Genomic DNA, 15,686 nt, shown 5'->3' on the forward strand with positions numbered 1-15,686 from the left:
CATGCTCTGGGCCTGTGTACTGCTGCCGCAGCTGGCGCTCGACGCCGTCCTCCGCCGCCGGCCTGACCCGGACGCGCCGCTGGCGCTGGTCGGCGGCCCGGCGCAGCTGCGCACGCTGCATGCGGTGAACGCCTCCGCCGCCGCCGCGGGCCTGGCACCGGGCATGCGCCTGGTCGCCGCGCACGCGCTGCTGCGCGACTTCGCCATGGTCGAGTACGAGGAGGCGGCCGAAGCGCGGGTCCAGCGCTTCCTGGCTGCCTGGGCCTACCGGCACAGCTCGCTGGTCAGCCTGCAGTGGCCGGGCTGCCTGCTGCTGGAGGTACGCGGCAGTTTCGGCCTGCTCGGGCCGTGGCCGCGGATCGAGGCGCGGCTGCGCGGCGAACTCGACGCGCTCGGCTTCCGCCACCGCATCGCGCTGGCGCCGACGCCGCGCGCGGCGCGGGTGTTCGCCGGCCTGCGCGATGGCCTGGCGATCCCGCACGCCGCGACCATGGCCACGCAGCTGGAGCGGGTGCCGGTGCGCCGCGCCTGCCTGCCGGACGGGCTGGGCACGCGCCTGCAGCGCATGGGGATTGCGGATCTGCGTACCTTGCGCGCGCTGCCGCGCGATGCGCTGCGCCGGCGCTTCGGCCTGCCGCTGCTGGAGCACCTGGACCGGCTCTACGGCCAGGCCGACGATCCGCTCGAGCTCTACCAGCCGCCGGACCATTTCGACGCGCGGGTCGAGCTGGGCTACGAGGTGGAAAGCCACACCGCGCTGCTGTTCCCGCTGCGACGCCTGGTCGGCGACCTGTGCACCTTCCTGTCGATCCGCGACGGCGGCGTGCAGCGCTTCGTGCTGCGGCTGGAGCACGAGCGGGTGTCGTCGCCGGGAGCGGGGCAGGGGACGACAGGCCATGCGGACACGCATACCGACGTCGACGTCGGCCTGCTCGCCGCCGAGCGCGAGCCGGCGATGCTGTTCGAACTGGCGCGCAGCCGGCTCGAACGCGTGGAGATCCCCGCGCCGGTGGTCGGCATGCGCCTGCTGGCGCGCCACCTGCCGCCGTTCGTGCCGGCCAGCCGCGACCTGTTCGACACCCGCCAACAGCAGCAGCTGCCGTGGCCGCAGCTGCGCGAACGCCTGCGCGCGCGGCTCGGCGACGAGGCGGTGTACCGGGTCGCGCCGGATGGCGATCCGCGGCCGGAGCGCGCGTGGCGCCGGGTGCAGGGCGACGAGGCGAAGATCGCCCCGGCGCCGTCGCGACCGCCGCGGCCTTCATGGCTGCTGCCACGACCGATGCCGCTGCGCGGCACGGCACGGATCCTCTCCGGGCCGGAGCGGCTGGAGAGCGGCTGGTGGGACGATGCCGACGCGCGCCGCGACTATTACGTGCTGGAGACCGCGCAGGGCCAGCGTGCGTGGGCGTTCGCACCGCCGGGCGAGCAGGGCGGCTGGATGCTGCACGGGTGGTTCGGATGAGCTGGGACGAGGCCGTCGACGGCGTCGACCGCGACACCCCCGGCGGGCGTCCGCCGCGTGCGTGGGAAGTGGCGCAGCGGCTGGGCCTGCGCGCGGCCAACGACGACCCGGCCATCGGTGACGACGGCCTGCCGGCGTACGCCGAGCTGCACTGCGTCTCGGATTTCTCGTTCCTGCGCGGGGCCAGCGATGCGGCCTCGCTGTTCGAGCGGGCCCGGCGCTGCGGCTACAGCGCGCTGGCGATCACCGACGAATGCTCGCTGGCGGGGATCGTGCGCGCGCTGGAAGCCTCCGAGGCGACCGGCGTGCCACTGGTGGTCGGCAGCGAGTTCGTGCTGGCCGATGGCCTGAAGTGCGTGCTGCTGGTGGAGAACCATGCCGGCTACACCCGGCTGTGCGAGCTGATCACCGTTGCCCGGCGCAGCGTGGAGAAGAAGGGCTACCGGTTGACCCGCGGGGACGTGGAGCGGGTGATCGCCGCAGGCGCGCACGGCAGCGGGGCAAGCCCCGCTCGACGGGAAGCGGACGGGGCCGTCGTGGAGCCGGGCCTGCCCGGCTGCGCCGACCACTGCGGCCTGTTCGCGTTGTGGATCCCCGGGGCGCAGCCTGATCCGGCGCAGGGACGCTGGCTGCGGCAGGTGTTCGGCGACCGCGCCTTCCTCGGCGTGGAACTGCATCGCGAGACCGACGACGCGGCGAAGCTGTCGAACCTGCTTGCCCTGGCAGCCGAACTGCAACTGCCGGCGCTGGCCTGCGGCGACGTGCACATGGCCCATCGCCGCGAACGCGTGCTGCAGGACACGCTGACCGCGATCCGTCACAACGTCACGCTGGCCGAGGCCGGCGCCTTGCTGTTCCGCAACGGCGAGCGCCACCTGCGCAGCCGCCGCGCGCTGGGGAATATCCATCCCGCCCACCTGCTCGAAGCGGCCGCGGCGCTGGCGCGGCGCTGCACTTTCGACATGCGCAAGCTGGAGTACCGGTATCCGAAGGAACTGGTGCCCGAAGGCCACACCCCAGCCAGTCATCTGCGCGCGCTGACCGAGGCTGGCATGCGCGAGCGCTGGCCGGAAGGCGTGCCGGAGAAGGTCCGTGCGCAGATCGAGGAAGAACTGGCCCTGATCGCCTTCAAGAAGTACGAAGCGTTCTTCCTGACCGTGCAGGACATCGTCCGCTTCGCCAGATCGCAGGGAATCCTTTGCCAGGGCCGCGGCTCCTCGGCCAACTCCGCGGTGTGCTACGCACTGGGCATTACCGCCGTGAATCCGGTCGAGATCAGGCTCCTGATCGCCCGGTTTCTTTCGGAAAAACGCGACGAGCCACCCGACATCGATGTGGACTTCGAGCACGAGCGTCGCGAAGAAGTGATGCAGTACGTGTACGGAAAGTACGGGCGCCAGCGCGCCGCGCTGGCGGCCACGGTGATCAGCTACCGTGGCAAGAGCGCGGTACGCGACGTGGCCAAGGCATTCGGCCTGCCGCCGGACCAGGTGGGCCTGCTCGCCGAGTGCTTCGGCTGGGGCAACGGCGAGACCCCGATGGAGCAGCGCCTGCGCGAGGCCGGCTTCGATCCCGGCAACCCCATGGTCCGCAAGGTGCTGGCGCTGGCGGGGATGATCGAGGGCCGGCCGCGGCACCTGTCGCAGCACGTGGGCGGTTTCGTCATCTCCGACACGCCGCTGTCGGCGCTGGTGCCGGTGGAGAACGCGGCCATGGTCGACCGCACCATCATCCAGTGGGACAAGGACGACCTGGAAACCTTGAAGTTGCTCAAGGTCGACTGCCTGGCGCTGGGCATGCTGACCTGCATCCGCAAGGCCTTCGACCTGGTGGAGCGGCACCGCGGGCTGACGCTGGAGATGGCCACCGTTCCGGTTGATGACGAAGACACGTACGCGATGATGCAGATCGCCGACACCGTCGGCGTGTTCCAGATCGAATCTCGTGCGCAGATGAGCATGCTGCCGCGGCTCAAGCCGGCGCGCTTCTACGACATCGTGGTGCAGGTGGCGATCGTGCGTCCTGGTCCGATCCAGGGTGGCATGGTCCATCCCTACCTGCGCCGGCGCATGGGCAAGGAGAAGGTCACCTATCCATCGGAGGGGGTGCGGGAAATCCTCGGCGAAACGCTGGGCATCCCGTTGTTTCAGGAGCAGGTGATGGAGCTCGTGATCCATGCCGGCTATAGCCCGGCTGAGGCCGACGGCCTACGTCGATCGATGGCGGCGTGGAAACGCGGCGGCGACATGGAGCCGCACCGCGTGCGCATCCGCGAGTTGATGGAAGGCAAAGGCTACGCCTCCGAGTTCATCGACCAGATCTTCGAGCAGATCAAGGGCTTCGGCTCCTACGGCTTCCCGCAGAGCCACGCCGCCTCGTTCGCCAAGCTGGTCTACATCAGCTGCTGGCTGAAGCGGCACGAGCCGGCGGCCTTCGCCTGCGCGCTGCTCAACGCGCAGCCGATGGGCTTCTATTCGGCCAGCCAGATCGTGCAGGACGCGCGGCGCGGCCGTGGCGCGCGCCGCGGCATCGAGGTGCGGCCGGTGGACGTGGTCCACAGCGACTGGGACAACACCCTGGAAGGCGGGCACGCGCGCCGCGGCCGGGACGACGGCGGGCAGCCGGCGCTGAGGCTGGGGATGCGCCAGGTGGCGGGGATCCCGGAGAAGGCGGCGCAGGCGATCATGGCTGCGCGCGCGCAACGCCCGTTCGCCGACGTGCGCGACCTGTGCCAACGCGCCGGCCTGGATGCGAAGGCACGCGACGCATTGGCCGAGGCCGGCGCGCTGGATGCGCTGGCCGGCCACCGCAATGCCGCGCGCTGGGCGGTGGCCGGCGTCGAGCAGCGCCGGCCGCTGCTGCCCGGCAGCCCGGACGAAGCGCGGATCGAACTGCCGGTGCCGCGCCTGGGCGAGGAGCTGGCGGCCGACTACCGCAGCACCGGGCTGAGCCTGCGCACCCATCCGATGGCCTTGCTGCGCCAACAGATGGTGCAGCGGCGGATCCTGGGCTCGCGCGAACTGCGTGGCCGGCCGCACGGCAGCGGGGTGCACGTGGCCGGGCTGGTCACCCAGCGCCAGCGCCCGGCCACGGCCAAGGGCACGATCTTCGTCACCCTCGAGGACGAGCACGGCATGGTCAACGTGATCGTCTGGCCGCACCTGGCCATCCGCCAGCGCAAGCCGCTGCTGCAGTCGCGGCTGCTGGCCGTACGCGGGCGCTGGGAGCGCGTGGACGGCGTGGAGCACCTCGTCGCCGGGCGGATGGAGGACCTCAGCGGCCTGCTCGGCGGCCTGCCGGTCGATTCGAGGGATTTCCATTGAGCGCACCGGCCACCACCGCGGAACGGCGGCATCCGCGCGCGACACGCCGATGGTGCGCGATGCGGCGCCCCCGTCCCCGCGCGTGTCCGTGCGATCCCGACGGGGCGGCACGGCTGCGGGGAGCACGAGCATGAGCATGGACCTGTTCGCCGCAACGCCCATCCAGCTGGTCGACGATGCCGAGGGCGGGATCCGCTACTGGCCCGCGTTCGTCGGCGAAGACCTGGCCGGGGCGTGGTTCACGCAGCTGTGCGACGGCTGCGACTGGCAGCACCAGCGGCGGCCGATGTACGACCGCGTGGTCGACGTGCCGCGCCTGCAGGCCTGGTATCCGTTCGACCCGGGCGCGCATGGCGGCCTGCCCGACGGGCTGCCGCTGCCGGCGATGCTGTCGCAGGTGCAGGCCATCGTCCCCGGTGCCTACAACTCGGCGGGCCTGAACCTGTACCGCGACGGCCAGGACAGCGTGGCCATGCACAACGACAAGCTGCACATGCTCGTGCCGGGCGAGCCGATCGCGCTGGTGTCGCTCGGCGCGCCGCGCAGGATGAACATCCGCGCCAAAGCCGGCGGCCGCGCGCTCGGCATCGACCTGGAACCGGGCAGCCTGCTGGTGATGAGCCACGCCAGCCAGGTCACGCACGAGCACGGCATTCCCAAGACCGCCCGCGCCGTGCCGCCGCGGATGAGCGTGGTGTTCCGCGCCCGCCCGGACGTGCCGCGGCCACTGCCACGCCCGGCTGGCAACGATGACCGGCGCCGCACGTTCACCCCGGCGCAGGGATTGCAGCGTCCGTCGCTCCGGCCGGACGCGGCGATGCCGATGCCGGCGCATGCGGAAGGGAGGCAGGCCTCCCGCGTGCCCCGTGTGCCCGCCGCGCCGGATGCTCCGGTGGCCACGGTCGACCGATGAACACGGGTCGCGCCGGTCCCGCCCTGGGTGCCGCCGCGCAGGCCACCAGCGTGCCGGTCGACGGGCGCTGCTACGCCTATGTCTTCCCGTGCCTGTGGGAAGACCACTGCAAGATCGGCTTTTCCAACGATCCGCTGTCGCGCATCGCGGCGCTGCATCCGCGCTGGTTCGAGTTCTTCGACCTGGCGCGCGGCGTGCTGGTGGAGGCCGAATCGGTCCGCGACGCCCGCGACCTAGAACTCGAGCTGCGCGCCGGCCTGGGCGAGTACAACGCCCCGGCGCCACTCGCGATCCACGTCCCCGCCGGCGGCCATACCGAGTGGTTCCGCGGTGCGGGAAGCCTGCTGCAGGGCCGGATCGCGGCGCTCGAGCAGCGCGGCTACCGCGTGCTTCCGCTGCACGGCTGGATGCGGGCCGTGCTGGAGCGTCGCGCCGACCGCCTGCACGAATGGACCCTGGCCCAGCTCTCGCCCGACGAGCTGGACGGGCTGTGCGGTGCGACGCCGGCCCAGCGGCGCGTCCGCGACGTGCTCGATGGCTACGCCACGGTGGGCCTGGACACCGCCGCATGGCTGGCGCCGGCGGTGCTCGGGTGGTACGGCCGGCACGCTTGAGCCAGTCGCCTGCCTGGCAAAGGGATGGGCGGGCAGGGGTCGCGGCCGGCGGTGGTCAACCTCGGCCTACTACGCCTTCGCGCCACCGGTCCTGCGCGCAGCCCGCTTGCCGGCCGCCTTCTTCGTCGTCTTCTTGCGCGCCGTCGCCCGGGTCGTTTCGCTGCCCCGGCTACTGGAACGCTTGGCCCCGTTTCCGGCCGCAGAGCGCGCGGAATTCTTCGCGGCTTTCCGCGGCGTCTTCCGCGCCGCCTTCTTGGCGGTCTTCTTCGTCGCCTTGCGGGCCGGTGCCTTGCTGGCCTTCTTAGCGGCCTTCGTCGACGTCTTCGCCGTCTTTCTCGCCGCCGACTTCTTCGTCGCCGACTTCTTCGTCGCGGCCTTCTTCGCCGCCGCTTCGGTGGACTTCTTCGCCGCTTTCTTCGTCGCTCCGCCGGTGGCCTTCTTCGCCGTCTTCCGCGTCGCCTTCTTCGCGGCCTTCTTGGTGGCCTTCCTTGCGCCGCCGCGCGCGCCGGACGTGGTCTTCCGGCCCGATCCGGACTGCTTGCCGCCGCCGTCCTGCTTGTTGACGGTGGCCCAGGCGATGCGCTCGGCATCCTCCTGGCTGCGGCCCTCTTCCTTCTCGCTGTCCTCGATATGCTCGGCCTGCCGCTTCTGCTTGTCGGTGTAGCTGGACTTGTCGCCGCGTGGCATGGGGAAACTCCTGCGATGCACCCGTCGTGCAGGCCCAGCTAAAGCACTGCGCGGTCACGCGACCGTGAAAAGCGGATGCACGGTTGCAGCCGGGTTCGCAGCCCTTGCCATTGCCTCCGCGCCTCACCCGACAGGGCCCTCACGGGCGATCCGGCCTGCGCCGGTGGCCTGGACACGCAGGCAGGCGAGGGAAGGCCGCGCGCCGACGCAGTGCGTTCCGCGGCCGACCCGGCGGAGTTAAGGGGCGGCGTGGGCACTGCAGCGGGCGCCGGCCGACCTGTATCGTGACGCCCCTCGTTCCCCAGGATTCCGCCCCATGCCCGTCGACCTGCCCGCCACGCCCGCGGCGGCTCCGCGCCCGGCGCATACCCTCAAGCCGCGGCAGCTGGTCATGATGGGCCTGGGCAGCGCGATCGGCGCCGGCCTGTTCCTCGGCTCCGGCGTCGGCGTGCAGCTGGCCGGGCCGGCGGTGCTGCTGTCCTACCTGGTGGCCGGCGCGCTGGTGATCATCGTGATGCACGCGCTGGGCGAAATGGCCGCCGCGCGCCCGTCGCGCGGCGCGTTCTCGGTCTACGCGGCCGATGCGCTGGGCGCCACCGCGGGGGCGACGGTGGGCTGGCTGTGGTGGGTGCAGGTGGTGATCGTGATCGCGGCCGAGGCGGTCGGCGCGGCCGGCCTGCTGGCGGGGCTGTGGCCAGGCCTCTCGGTGCCGGCACTGGCCCTGCTGTTCATGGCCGGCTTCACCGCGGTCAACCTGATGGGTGTGCGCAACTTCGGCGAGTTCGAGTTCTGGTTCGCGATCATCAAGGTCGCCGCGATCGCCGCGTTCATCCTCGTCGGCGTGGCGCTGCTGCTGGGCTGGCTGCCGGACGTGGCTTCGCCGGGACTGGCCAACTTCACCGCGCATGGCGGCTTCGCCCCGAACGGACTGGCCGGCGTCGGCGCGGCGCTGCTGGTGGTGGTGTTCGCCTTCGGCGGCACCGAGATCGTGGCGGTGGCCGCGGCCGAGACCGAGGATCCGGAACGCAGCGTGGCGCGCGCCATCCGCAGCGTGGCCTGGCGCATCCTCGTGTTCTACATGGGCTCGCTGGCGGTGATCATCGCCGTGGTGCCGTGGACCAGCCCGGCGCTGAAGTCGCCGTTCGCCGCCGTGCTGCAGGCGGCCAACATCCCCGGCGCGGCCACCGCGATCACCCTGGTCGCGGTGATCGCGCTGCTCTCGGCGCTCAACGCCAACCTCTACGGGGCCTCGCGCATGATCCAGTCGCTGGGCCAGCGCGGCGAGGCGCCGGCGCTGCTCGGCCGCACCGACCGGCGCCTGGTACCGGTGGCGGCGGTGCTGGCCAGCGTGCTGTTCGGCTTCGTCGCCGCGGGCCTCGAGCTGCTGTTCCCCGAGCGCGTGCTGCCGACGCTGCTCAACATCGTCGGCTCGACCTGCCTGCTGGTGTGGGCGCTGGCGCTGCTGTCGCAGCTGGTCCTGCGTCGCCGGGCCGACCGCGCCGGGACCCGGCTGCCGTTCCGCATGGCCGGGTTCCCGTTCCTGACCGTGCTGGCGCTGGCGATCCTGGGCGTGGTGTTCGTGCTGCTGGTCGCCGGCGCCGAAACGCGCGCGCAGTTCCTGTCGATGGCCGTGCTGGCGGCGGTCATCGCCGCCGGCAGCGCGCTGGCCCGGCGCCGCCGCTGACCGTCGCCGTCCCGGCCGCGCGGCATTGCAGCGCGGCTACGGCACGATCCGCAGGCGCAGCGAATGCAGCTGTTCGTAGGGGCCGCGGCACTCGGCGGCGACCCGCGCGGCTTCGCCCTCCAGCTCGACCTGCCGGTGCTCCGGCGGTTCGAAGCCGGTCGATTCCCACACGTGCGCGTACCAGTGCGGCGCCCAGATGCCGTCGCTGGCACGCGGGCCCTTCGGCCAGGCCAGCATGCGTGCGCTGAAGCCGATCCCGAGCCAGTCGCATAGCGCCCGCAGGTGCGCCTCGGGCGCATGCAGGAAGTCACCGGCGTCGATCACCGGCGGCGGCCGGCCCTGCGCGGACAGCTCCTCGTACAGGGCGACCTGCTGGGGAAGGCCGATGTCCGCGGCGGTGACCGTGGCGCGCGACTTCACGTAGGACGCCACCACCTGGCGCGGGTCGCGGATCAGCAGCACGTTGCGCAGGCCGGCGATCCAGCCGTGGTCGACGTGCGGCAGCAGGTGGTGGGCCATGTGCTTCTGGTACCAGACCGGCGCGCCGCCCGGCGCCGGGCCGAGCAGGGCGTCGACCACCGCCCGCCAGTCGGTCTGGCCGTCGGCGATGACCGCCTCGCGCGCCGGATGGTCCAGCCCGGTGTGGGCGAGGTAGTGGGCGTACAGCGGTTCGTCGCTGACCGCGCAGTCGCCGCGGTTCTCCCAGGCGCGCATCATCGCGGTGGAGATGTTGCGCGGACCGGACCACATCGCCACGCGGATGGGACCGACCGGCGCGTTCACGGGCGCGCCCCGCGCGCGGCGACGTCGGCGGCGACCAGGGCTTGGTACAGCGACTGCAGGCGCCTGACCATCGGCCCGCGTGCGTCTTCGCCGCGCTCTTCCCAGCCGATGACGCGATGGTCGACCGTGCGCACCGGCACCACCCCGGCGAAGGTGCCGGTGACGAAGGCCTCGTCGGCGCCGTACACGTCGGTCAGGCTGAAGGACTTCTCGAACACCGGGATGCCGTTGTCGCGGCACAGCCGTATGACGTTGGCGCGGGTGATCCCGCCCAGGCAGTACTGGCCGGTCGAGGTCCACACCTCGCCCTTGCGCACGATGAAGAAGTGGGTGGAGTTGCAGGTGGCGACGAAGCCGTGCGGGTCGAGCATCAGCGCCTCGTCGGCGCCGGCGCCGTAGGCCTGGATGCAGGCGGTGATGCAGTTGAGCTTGCTGTGCGAGTTGAGCTTGGGGTCCTGCACGTCCGGTGGCCCGCGGCGCACGCTCACGGTGTACAGCGACAGCCCGCGCGTGCTGCCGGCGGCCGAAGCGGCCTTGTATTCCGGAATGATGACGACCGTCGCCGGGCCGACGGTCACGCGCGGGTCCTGGTACGGCGTGCTCTTCACCCCGCGGGTGACCATCAGCCGCACGTGCACGCCATCGCCGTGCATGCCGTTGGCGTCGAGCGCGGCGTAGAGCGCGCGCGTCAGCGCCGCGCGGTCCAGGCCGATGTCGAGCAGGATCGCCTTGGCGCCTTCGTACAGCCGGTCCAGGTGCGCGTCCAGGAACACCGGGTGGCCGCCGACCACGCGGAAGCCTTCCCACACGCCGTCGCCCAGGACGAAGCCGCTGTCGAACACCGACACCATCGCCTCGCCGCGCGGCTTCATCGCGCCATTGATCGAGACGAGGATGTCCGCGTTGCGCGGGTCGTCGGCCGAATGCTGGGTGCCCTGGGTCATGCCTGGTGCCTGCGGCGGGGGTGGTCCGATGGTAAACCAGCCCGGCGAAGCGTTTCGCCACCCCCGGAAACGACGAAGCCCCGCGGGGCGGGGCTTCGTCGCGGCGCAGCGCCGGGCTCAGGCCTCGGCGGCTTCGTCCTTGTAGGCATCCACCGGGATGCAGGCGCAGAACACGTTCTTGTCGCCGTAGACGTTGTCCACGCGCGCCACCGGCGGCCAGTACTTCTGCAGCTTCAGCGAGGGCAGCGGGAAGGCGGCCAGTTCGCGCGGGTAGGCGTGGGTCCACTCGCTGCCCGACACCTGCACCGCCGTGTGCGGGGCGTGCCTGAGCGGGTTGTCCTCGCGGTCCAGGCGGCCGTCCTCGATCGCGCGGATCTCCTCGCGGATCTCGATCATCGCGTCGATGAAGCGATCGAGTTCATGCAGCGACTCGCTCTCGGTCGGCTCGACCATCAGCGTGCCCGGCACCGGGAAGCTCAGGGTCGGGGCGTGGAAGCCGAAGTCGATCAGGCGCTTGGCCACGTCCTCGGCGGAGATGCCGGTGGCCTTCTCGAGCGGGCGGATGTCGAGGATGCACTCGTGCGCGACCAGGCCGTTGCGGCCGGTGTAGAGGGTCTTGTAATGCGGTGCCAGCTTCCTGGAGACGTAGTTGGCGTTGAGCAGCGCGACCTGGGTCGCCTTGCGCAGGCCGCCGGCCCCCATCATCGCCACGTACATCCAGCTGATCGGCAGGATCGAGGCGCTGCCGAAGCTGGCCGCGCTGACCATGCCCACGCTGCCTTCGCCGCCCAGCGTGCGCGGCAGGAACGGGGCCAGGTGCGACTTGACCGCGCACGGTCCCACGCCCGGGCCGCCGCCGCCGTGCGGGATGCAGAAGGTCTTGTGCAGGTTCAGGTGCGAGACGTCCGAACCCCACTTGCCCGGCTTGGCGAGGCCGACCAGCGCGTTCATGTTGGCGCCGTCGGTGTACACCTGGCCGCCGTGCTCGTGGACGATGCGGCAGATCTCGACCACGTCCTCCTCGAACACGCCGTGGGTGGACGGGTAAGTCATCATGATCGCGGCCAGGTTCGCCGAGTGCTTCTCGGCGGCGCGGCGGATGTCCTCGACATCGACGTTGCCATTGGCGTCGCACTTGGTGACCACGACCTTCATCCCGCACATCTGCGCCGAGGCCGGGTTGGTGCCGTGCGCCGATTCGGGGATCAGGCAGATGTCGCGGTGGGTCTCGCCGCGCGAGGCGTGGTATGCACGGATCGCCAGCAGCCCGGCGTACTCGCCCTGCGCGCCGGAATTGGGCTGCAGGCTGACCGCGTCGTAGCCGGTGCACTCGGCCAGCATCGCCTCCAGCTCGGAGACCAGCTGGTGGTAGCCCTGGACCTGGTCGGCCGGGGCCAGCGGATGGATCGCGCCGAACTCCGGCCAGGTCACCGGGATCATCTCGGCGGTGGCATTGAGCTTCATGGTGCACGAGCCCAGCGGGATCATCGTGCGGTCCATCGCCAGGTCCTTGTCGGCCAGCGAGCGCATGTAGCGCAGCAGTTCGTGCTCGCTGTGGTGGGTGTTGAACACCGGGTGGGCCAGGAACGGGCTGGTGCGGCGCAGCTCCGCCGGGATCAGCGCGGGCGCATCGGCATCGAGCGCCTCGACCGAGGGCAGGGTGGCGCCGTCGGCGGCGAACACCGACCACAGCGCTTCCACGTCGGCGCGGGTGGTGGTTTCGTCCAGCGAGATGCACAGCGAACCGTTGCCGCGCACGCGCAGGTTGATCCGCGCCTGGCGCGCGCGCTCGAGGATGCCGGGGCCATGGCCGGCCGGATCGATGCACAGCGTGTCGAAGGCGGTGGCATGCACGCCGGCATGGCCCAGCCGGCGCAGGCCTTCGGCGAGGATCGCGGTCAGGCGCGCGACCCGCGAGGCGATCCGGGCCAGGCCCTCAGGGCCGTGGTAGACCGCGTACATCGAGGCCATCACCGCCAGCAGCACCTGCGCGGTGCAGATGTTGGAGGTGGCCTTCTCGCGGCGGATGTGCTGCTCGCGGGTCTGCAGGGTGAGCCGGTAGGCGGGGTTGCCGGCCGCGTCCACCGATACGCCGATCAGGCGGCCGGGCATGGAGCGCTTGTAGGCGTCGCGGCAGGCCATGAACGCCGCATGCGGGCCGCCGAAGCCGAACGGCACGCCGAAGCGCTGGCTGTTGCCGACCACGATGTCCGCGCCCATCTCGCCCGGCGGCTTGAGCAGGGTCAGCGCGAGCAGGTCGGTGGCGACCACGAACAGCGCGTGGTGGCCGTGGATGACCTCGGCGTCGGCGGTCCAGTCGGCGATCCAGCCGCTGGACGCCGGGTACTGCACGAGGACGCCGAAGTAGTCGCCGGCGGCGAGCTTTTCATGGAACGCATCGGTCGAACGCACCACGTCCACGGTGATGCCCAGGGGCTCGGCGCGGGTGGCCAGCACTTCCAGGGTCTGCGGGTGGGTGTCGCCGGCGACCAGGAAGGTGTTGGACTTCGACTTGGCCGAGCGCTTGGCCAGGGTCATGGCCTCGGCGGCGGCGGTGGCCTCGTCCAGCAGCGAGGCGTTGGCGATCTCCATGCCGGTCAGGTCGGCGCACATCGTCTGGAAGTTGATCAGCGCTTCCATGCGGCCCTGCGAGATCTCCGCCTGGTACGGGGTGTAGGCGGTGTACCAGGCCGGGTTCTCGAGGATGTTGCGCAGGATCACCTTGGGCGTGTGGGTGCCGTAGTAGCCCTGGCCGATGAAGCTGCGGAACACCTGGTTCTTCTGCGCGATGGCGCGGATCTTCGCCAGCGCCTCCTCCTCGGTGAGGCTGTCCGGCAAGGCCAGCGGCGCGGGCGACTTGATGCTCGCCGGCACGATCGCGTCGGTCATCGCCTCCAGCGAAGCGTGGCCGACCACGGCGAGCATGGCCTCGACCTCGGCGTCGTTGGGCCCGATGTGGCGGCCGACGAAGGCGTCGTGCTGTTCGAGGTCGCGCAGGCTGGAGTCGCGCAGGGAAGCGGGGTGCTGGGACATGGCTGGGGTCCGGACAGGGGCAGGAAGGCGCCGCGCGGTCGCGCGGCAGGGTGCCCCTCTGTCCTTTTGCCTGAGAGTTTGGAAGCTGCGCGGACGAGGTCGCGGCTTCGTGCCCCTTCGGCGCCGGCGCGGCCCTGGCGGGCGGCCGGTCTCTCCAGAGTGTGTGTTCGGCGCGGTGGTATGGGAGCCTGAGCGATTACGGGCGTTTGCGCCTTCGGCAGCGGGTCGCCCCGCTTCTCCCACCGCACGCGGTGTGGGCGGAATTATACGCGCGGCCCGGTCCGCCGGAGGCGGGTGGATGGCTTAACATGGCGACGTATTCAGCGCCGCACCCGCCCCCGGGCGACCACGGCGCCGGCCCGCCCCGGTGGCGGAATCGGCCGAGGGACCGCATGCAGGACAGCACCGCCACGCCCCCGCAGGCTCCGGACCGACGGCCCGGGGCCGTCGGCGCCATGGCCGCGCGTGGCCGGCCGGCGCGGATGGAGGCCCCGCGGTGAGCGCGGTCCCGGCGCCGTCCACCCGCCGCCTGGCCCTGCTGCTGGGCGGGCTGGCGATGTTCGGTCCGTTCTCGATCGACACCATCTTCCCGGCCTTCCCGCAGATGGCCGCGCAGTTCGGTGCCGACAAGCTGGCCATGCAGCAGACCATCAGCGTCTACCTGGCCGCCTATGCGCTGATGAGCATCGTCCACGGGCCGCTGTCGGACACGATCGGCCGGCGGCGGGTCATTCTGGCCGGGCTGTCGGTGTTCATCGTGGCCTCGGTCGGCTGCGCGCTGGCGCGCGACCTGCCCACGTTGCTGGCCTTCCGTGCGTTGCAGGGCCTGTCGGCGGGCGTGGGCCTGATCGTCGGCCGCGCGGTGATCCGCGACGTGCTGCACGGCAGCGACGCGCAGCGGCTGATGAGCCAGGTGTCGATGATCTTCGGCATCGCCCCGGCGATCGCGCCGATCATCGGCGGCTGGATGCTGGGCGCCGGGCGCTGGCCGCTGATCTTCTGGTTCCTGGCCGCCTTCTCGGTGCTGCTGCTGCTCTCCACCAGCCTGTGGCTGCCGGAGACCCACCCGCGCGAGGCGCGGATGCCGTTGCGGCCGGGCCGGCTCGCGCGCGACTACGTCGCCATCGCCCTGAATCCCCGCTTCCAGCGCCTGGCCGCGGCGGGCGCGTTCGGTTTCGCCGGGCTGTTCCTGTACATCGCATCGGCACCGGCGTTCGTGATGGACCTGCTCGGCCTGGGCGAGCAGGAATTCGCCTGGCTGTTCTTCCCGACCATCGGCGGCATGACCCTCGGCGCGTTCCTGTCCGGGCGCGTGGCCGGGCGCTGGAAGCCGCCGTACCAGGTCGGTGTCGGCTATGCCTGCATGGGCGCGGCGGCGCTGGGCAACGTGCTCTACAGCGCCCTGGCCCCGCAGCTCGCGCTGCCCTGGGCGGTGCTGCCGATGAGCCTGGCCGCGTTCGGCGTGGCCCTGGTATTCCCGGTGCTGACCCTGGCGATCCTGGACATGTACCCGCGCCAGCGCGGCTCGGCGTCCTCGCTGCAGGCGTTCACCCAGCTGGTGCTCAACGCGGCGGTGGCCGGCGTGCTCTCGCCGCTGCTCAGCCAGCACGGCCTGCCCCTGGCGCTGGGCATGGCCGGCTTCATTGCGCTGGGCTGGGTGTTCTGGCGCTGGGAAGCCGGCGTGTCGCGCCGCTTCCCGCCGCCGCCGTCCGCGCCCACGCTGGAGCCGGGCGAACAGCTCTGATTCCCGTCCTTCCGGAGTACCCTCATGTCGATCCAGTCCAAGGCCCGCCGCGACGCCCGCAAGCGCAAGGCGCAGCGTGACCGCAACCAGGCACGCGCCGGCGCCGCGCCGATCGAGCCGCATGCCGAGCTGCGCGACCGCGACGACAACCTGCTGGCCGGCATCGTCCGCCAGTCCGGCGTGTGGGTGCTGGGGATGGACGGACGCATCGTCGGCAGCAGCGACAGCGCCGCGCAGGTGCTGATGCTGATCCGCCGCGCGCAACGCCTGCACGACCAGCAGGGAGTGCCGGTCAAGCTGGTCTATTCGGACGCGCTGCGCGACGAGGCCGAACTCGAGGCCGCCACCCACGGCAAGTCGCTGGCCGACTACGAGCAGCAGCTGGAAGAAGAGATGGCGGCCGTCCAGCCCGTCGCCGGGGACGAGCCCTCCGCGCCCGCGCATTGAGGCGCGCCGCGGCAGCGTGCCGGGAAGCCGCCCCGCGCAGGCCGGACCCGGG

At 71.8% G+C, this 15,686-nt stretch carries 9 protein-coding genes, 2 pseudogenes and 1 riboswitch; of the genes and pseudogenes, 7 read left to right on the top strand and 4 right to left on the bottom strand.

Annotation, left to right across the window (positions count from 1 at the left end):
* Nucleotide 1: 1 nt before the first annotated feature.
* From ACA089_RS00895 to ACA089_RS00910, 4 genes and pseudogenes are all read left to right on the top strand, one after another.
* The gene (locus ACA089_RS00895) at nucleotides 2–1,462 is read left to right on the top strand and encodes a Y-family DNA polymerase (protein WP_372012545.1); all 1,461 of its coding nucleotides are present in this window, start codon (nucleotides 2–4) and stop codon (nucleotides 1,460–1,462) included.
* On the top strand, nucleotides 1,459–4,785 hold the full coding sequence (locus tag ACA089_RS00900) for an error-prone DNA polymerase (protein ID WP_372012547.1): 3,327 nt from the start codon (nucleotides 1,459–1,461) through the stop codon (nucleotides 4,783–4,785). The genes ACA089_RS00895 and ACA089_RS00900 overlap by 4 nt, the downstream gene beginning before the upstream one ends.
* 136 nt (nucleotides 4,786–4,921) lie before the next feature.
* Nucleotides 4,922–5,497 (top strand): annotated as a pseudogene (locus ACA089_RS00905) (alpha-ketoglutarate-dependent dioxygenase AlkB family protein); the annotation flags it as partial.
* 197 nt (nucleotides 5,498–5,694) lie between these two features.
* The gene (locus ACA089_RS00910; protein ID WP_372012549.1) at nucleotides 5,695–6,312 is read left to right on the top strand and encodes a GIY-YIG nuclease family protein; all 618 of its coding nucleotides are present in this window, start codon (nucleotides 5,695–5,697) and stop codon (nucleotides 6,310–6,312) included.
* A gap of 201 nt (nucleotides 6,313–6,513) precedes the next feature.
* Here the strand turns inward: ACA089_RS00910 and ACA089_RS00915 are convergent.
* Nucleotides 6,514–6,999 (bottom strand): annotated as a pseudogene (locus ACA089_RS00915) (HupB); the annotation flags it as partial.
* A 316-nt stretch (nucleotides 7,000–7,315) separates the two neighbouring features.
* On the opposite strand from ACA089_RS00915, the gene ACA089_RS00920 reads away from it, so the two are divergent.
* A complete protein-coding gene (locus tag ACA089_RS00920; RefSeq protein WP_372012553.1) occupies nucleotides 7,316–8,683 on the top strand; it encodes an amino acid permease in 1,368 nt (455 codons plus the stop codon).
* A 36-nt stretch (nucleotides 8,684–8,719) separates the two neighbouring features.
* On the opposite strand, the gene ACA089_RS00925 is transcribed toward ACA089_RS00920, so the two are convergent.
* The 3 genes from ACA089_RS00925 to gcvP all read right to left on the bottom strand — a co-directional run bounded on the left by ACA089_RS00925 (nucleotide 8,720) and on the right by gcvP (nucleotide 13,443).
* Entirely contained in the window at nucleotides 8,720–9,466 is a 747-nt protein-coding gene (locus ACA089_RS00925; protein WP_372012554.1) for a sulfotransferase-like domain-containing protein, read from the bottom strand.
* Entirely contained in the window at nucleotides 9,463–10,410 is a 948-nt protein-coding gene (locus tag ACA089_RS00930; protein ID WP_372012556.1) for an aminotransferase class IV, read from the bottom strand. Before ACA089_RS00930 ends, ACA089_RS00925 begins: the two co-directional genes overlap by 4 nt.
* A gap of 117 nt (nucleotides 10,411–10,527) precedes the next feature.
* Nucleotides 10,528–13,443 (bottom strand): aminomethyl-transferring glycine dehydrogenase, encoded by a 2,916-nt coding sequence (gene gcvP, locus ACA089_RS00935; protein WP_372012558.1) that lies wholly within the window; start codon nucleotides 13,441–13,443, stop codon nucleotides 10,528–10,530.
* A gap of 48 nt (nucleotides 13,444–13,491) precedes the next feature.
* Nucleotides 13,492–13,611, bottom strand: a riboswitch (glycine riboswitch).
* Between the two features lie 361 nt (nucleotides 13,612–13,972).
* Here gcvP and ACA089_RS00940 point away from each other — a divergent pair.
* Nucleotides 13,973–15,187, top strand: a complete 1,215-nt coding sequence (locus tag ACA089_RS00940) for a multidrug effflux MFS transporter (RefSeq protein WP_372017579.1) — start codon at nucleotides 13,973–13,975, stop codon at nucleotides 15,185–15,187.
* Between the two features lie 24 nt (nucleotides 15,188–15,211).
* Nucleotides 15,212–15,634: a hypothetical protein gene (locus tag ACA089_RS00945; RefSeq protein ID WP_372012559.1), complete on the top strand. Its 423-nt coding sequence runs from the start codon at nucleotides 15,212–15,214 to the stop codon at nucleotides 15,632–15,634.
* Nucleotides 15,635–15,686 lie beyond the last annotated feature (52 nt).

Origin of the sequence: Pseudoxanthomonas fibrivorans (genome assembly GCF_041464125.1) — a bacterium.
Lineage (GTDB): Bacteria > Pseudomonadota > Gammaproteobacteria > Xanthomonadales > Xanthomonadaceae > Pseudoxanthomonas.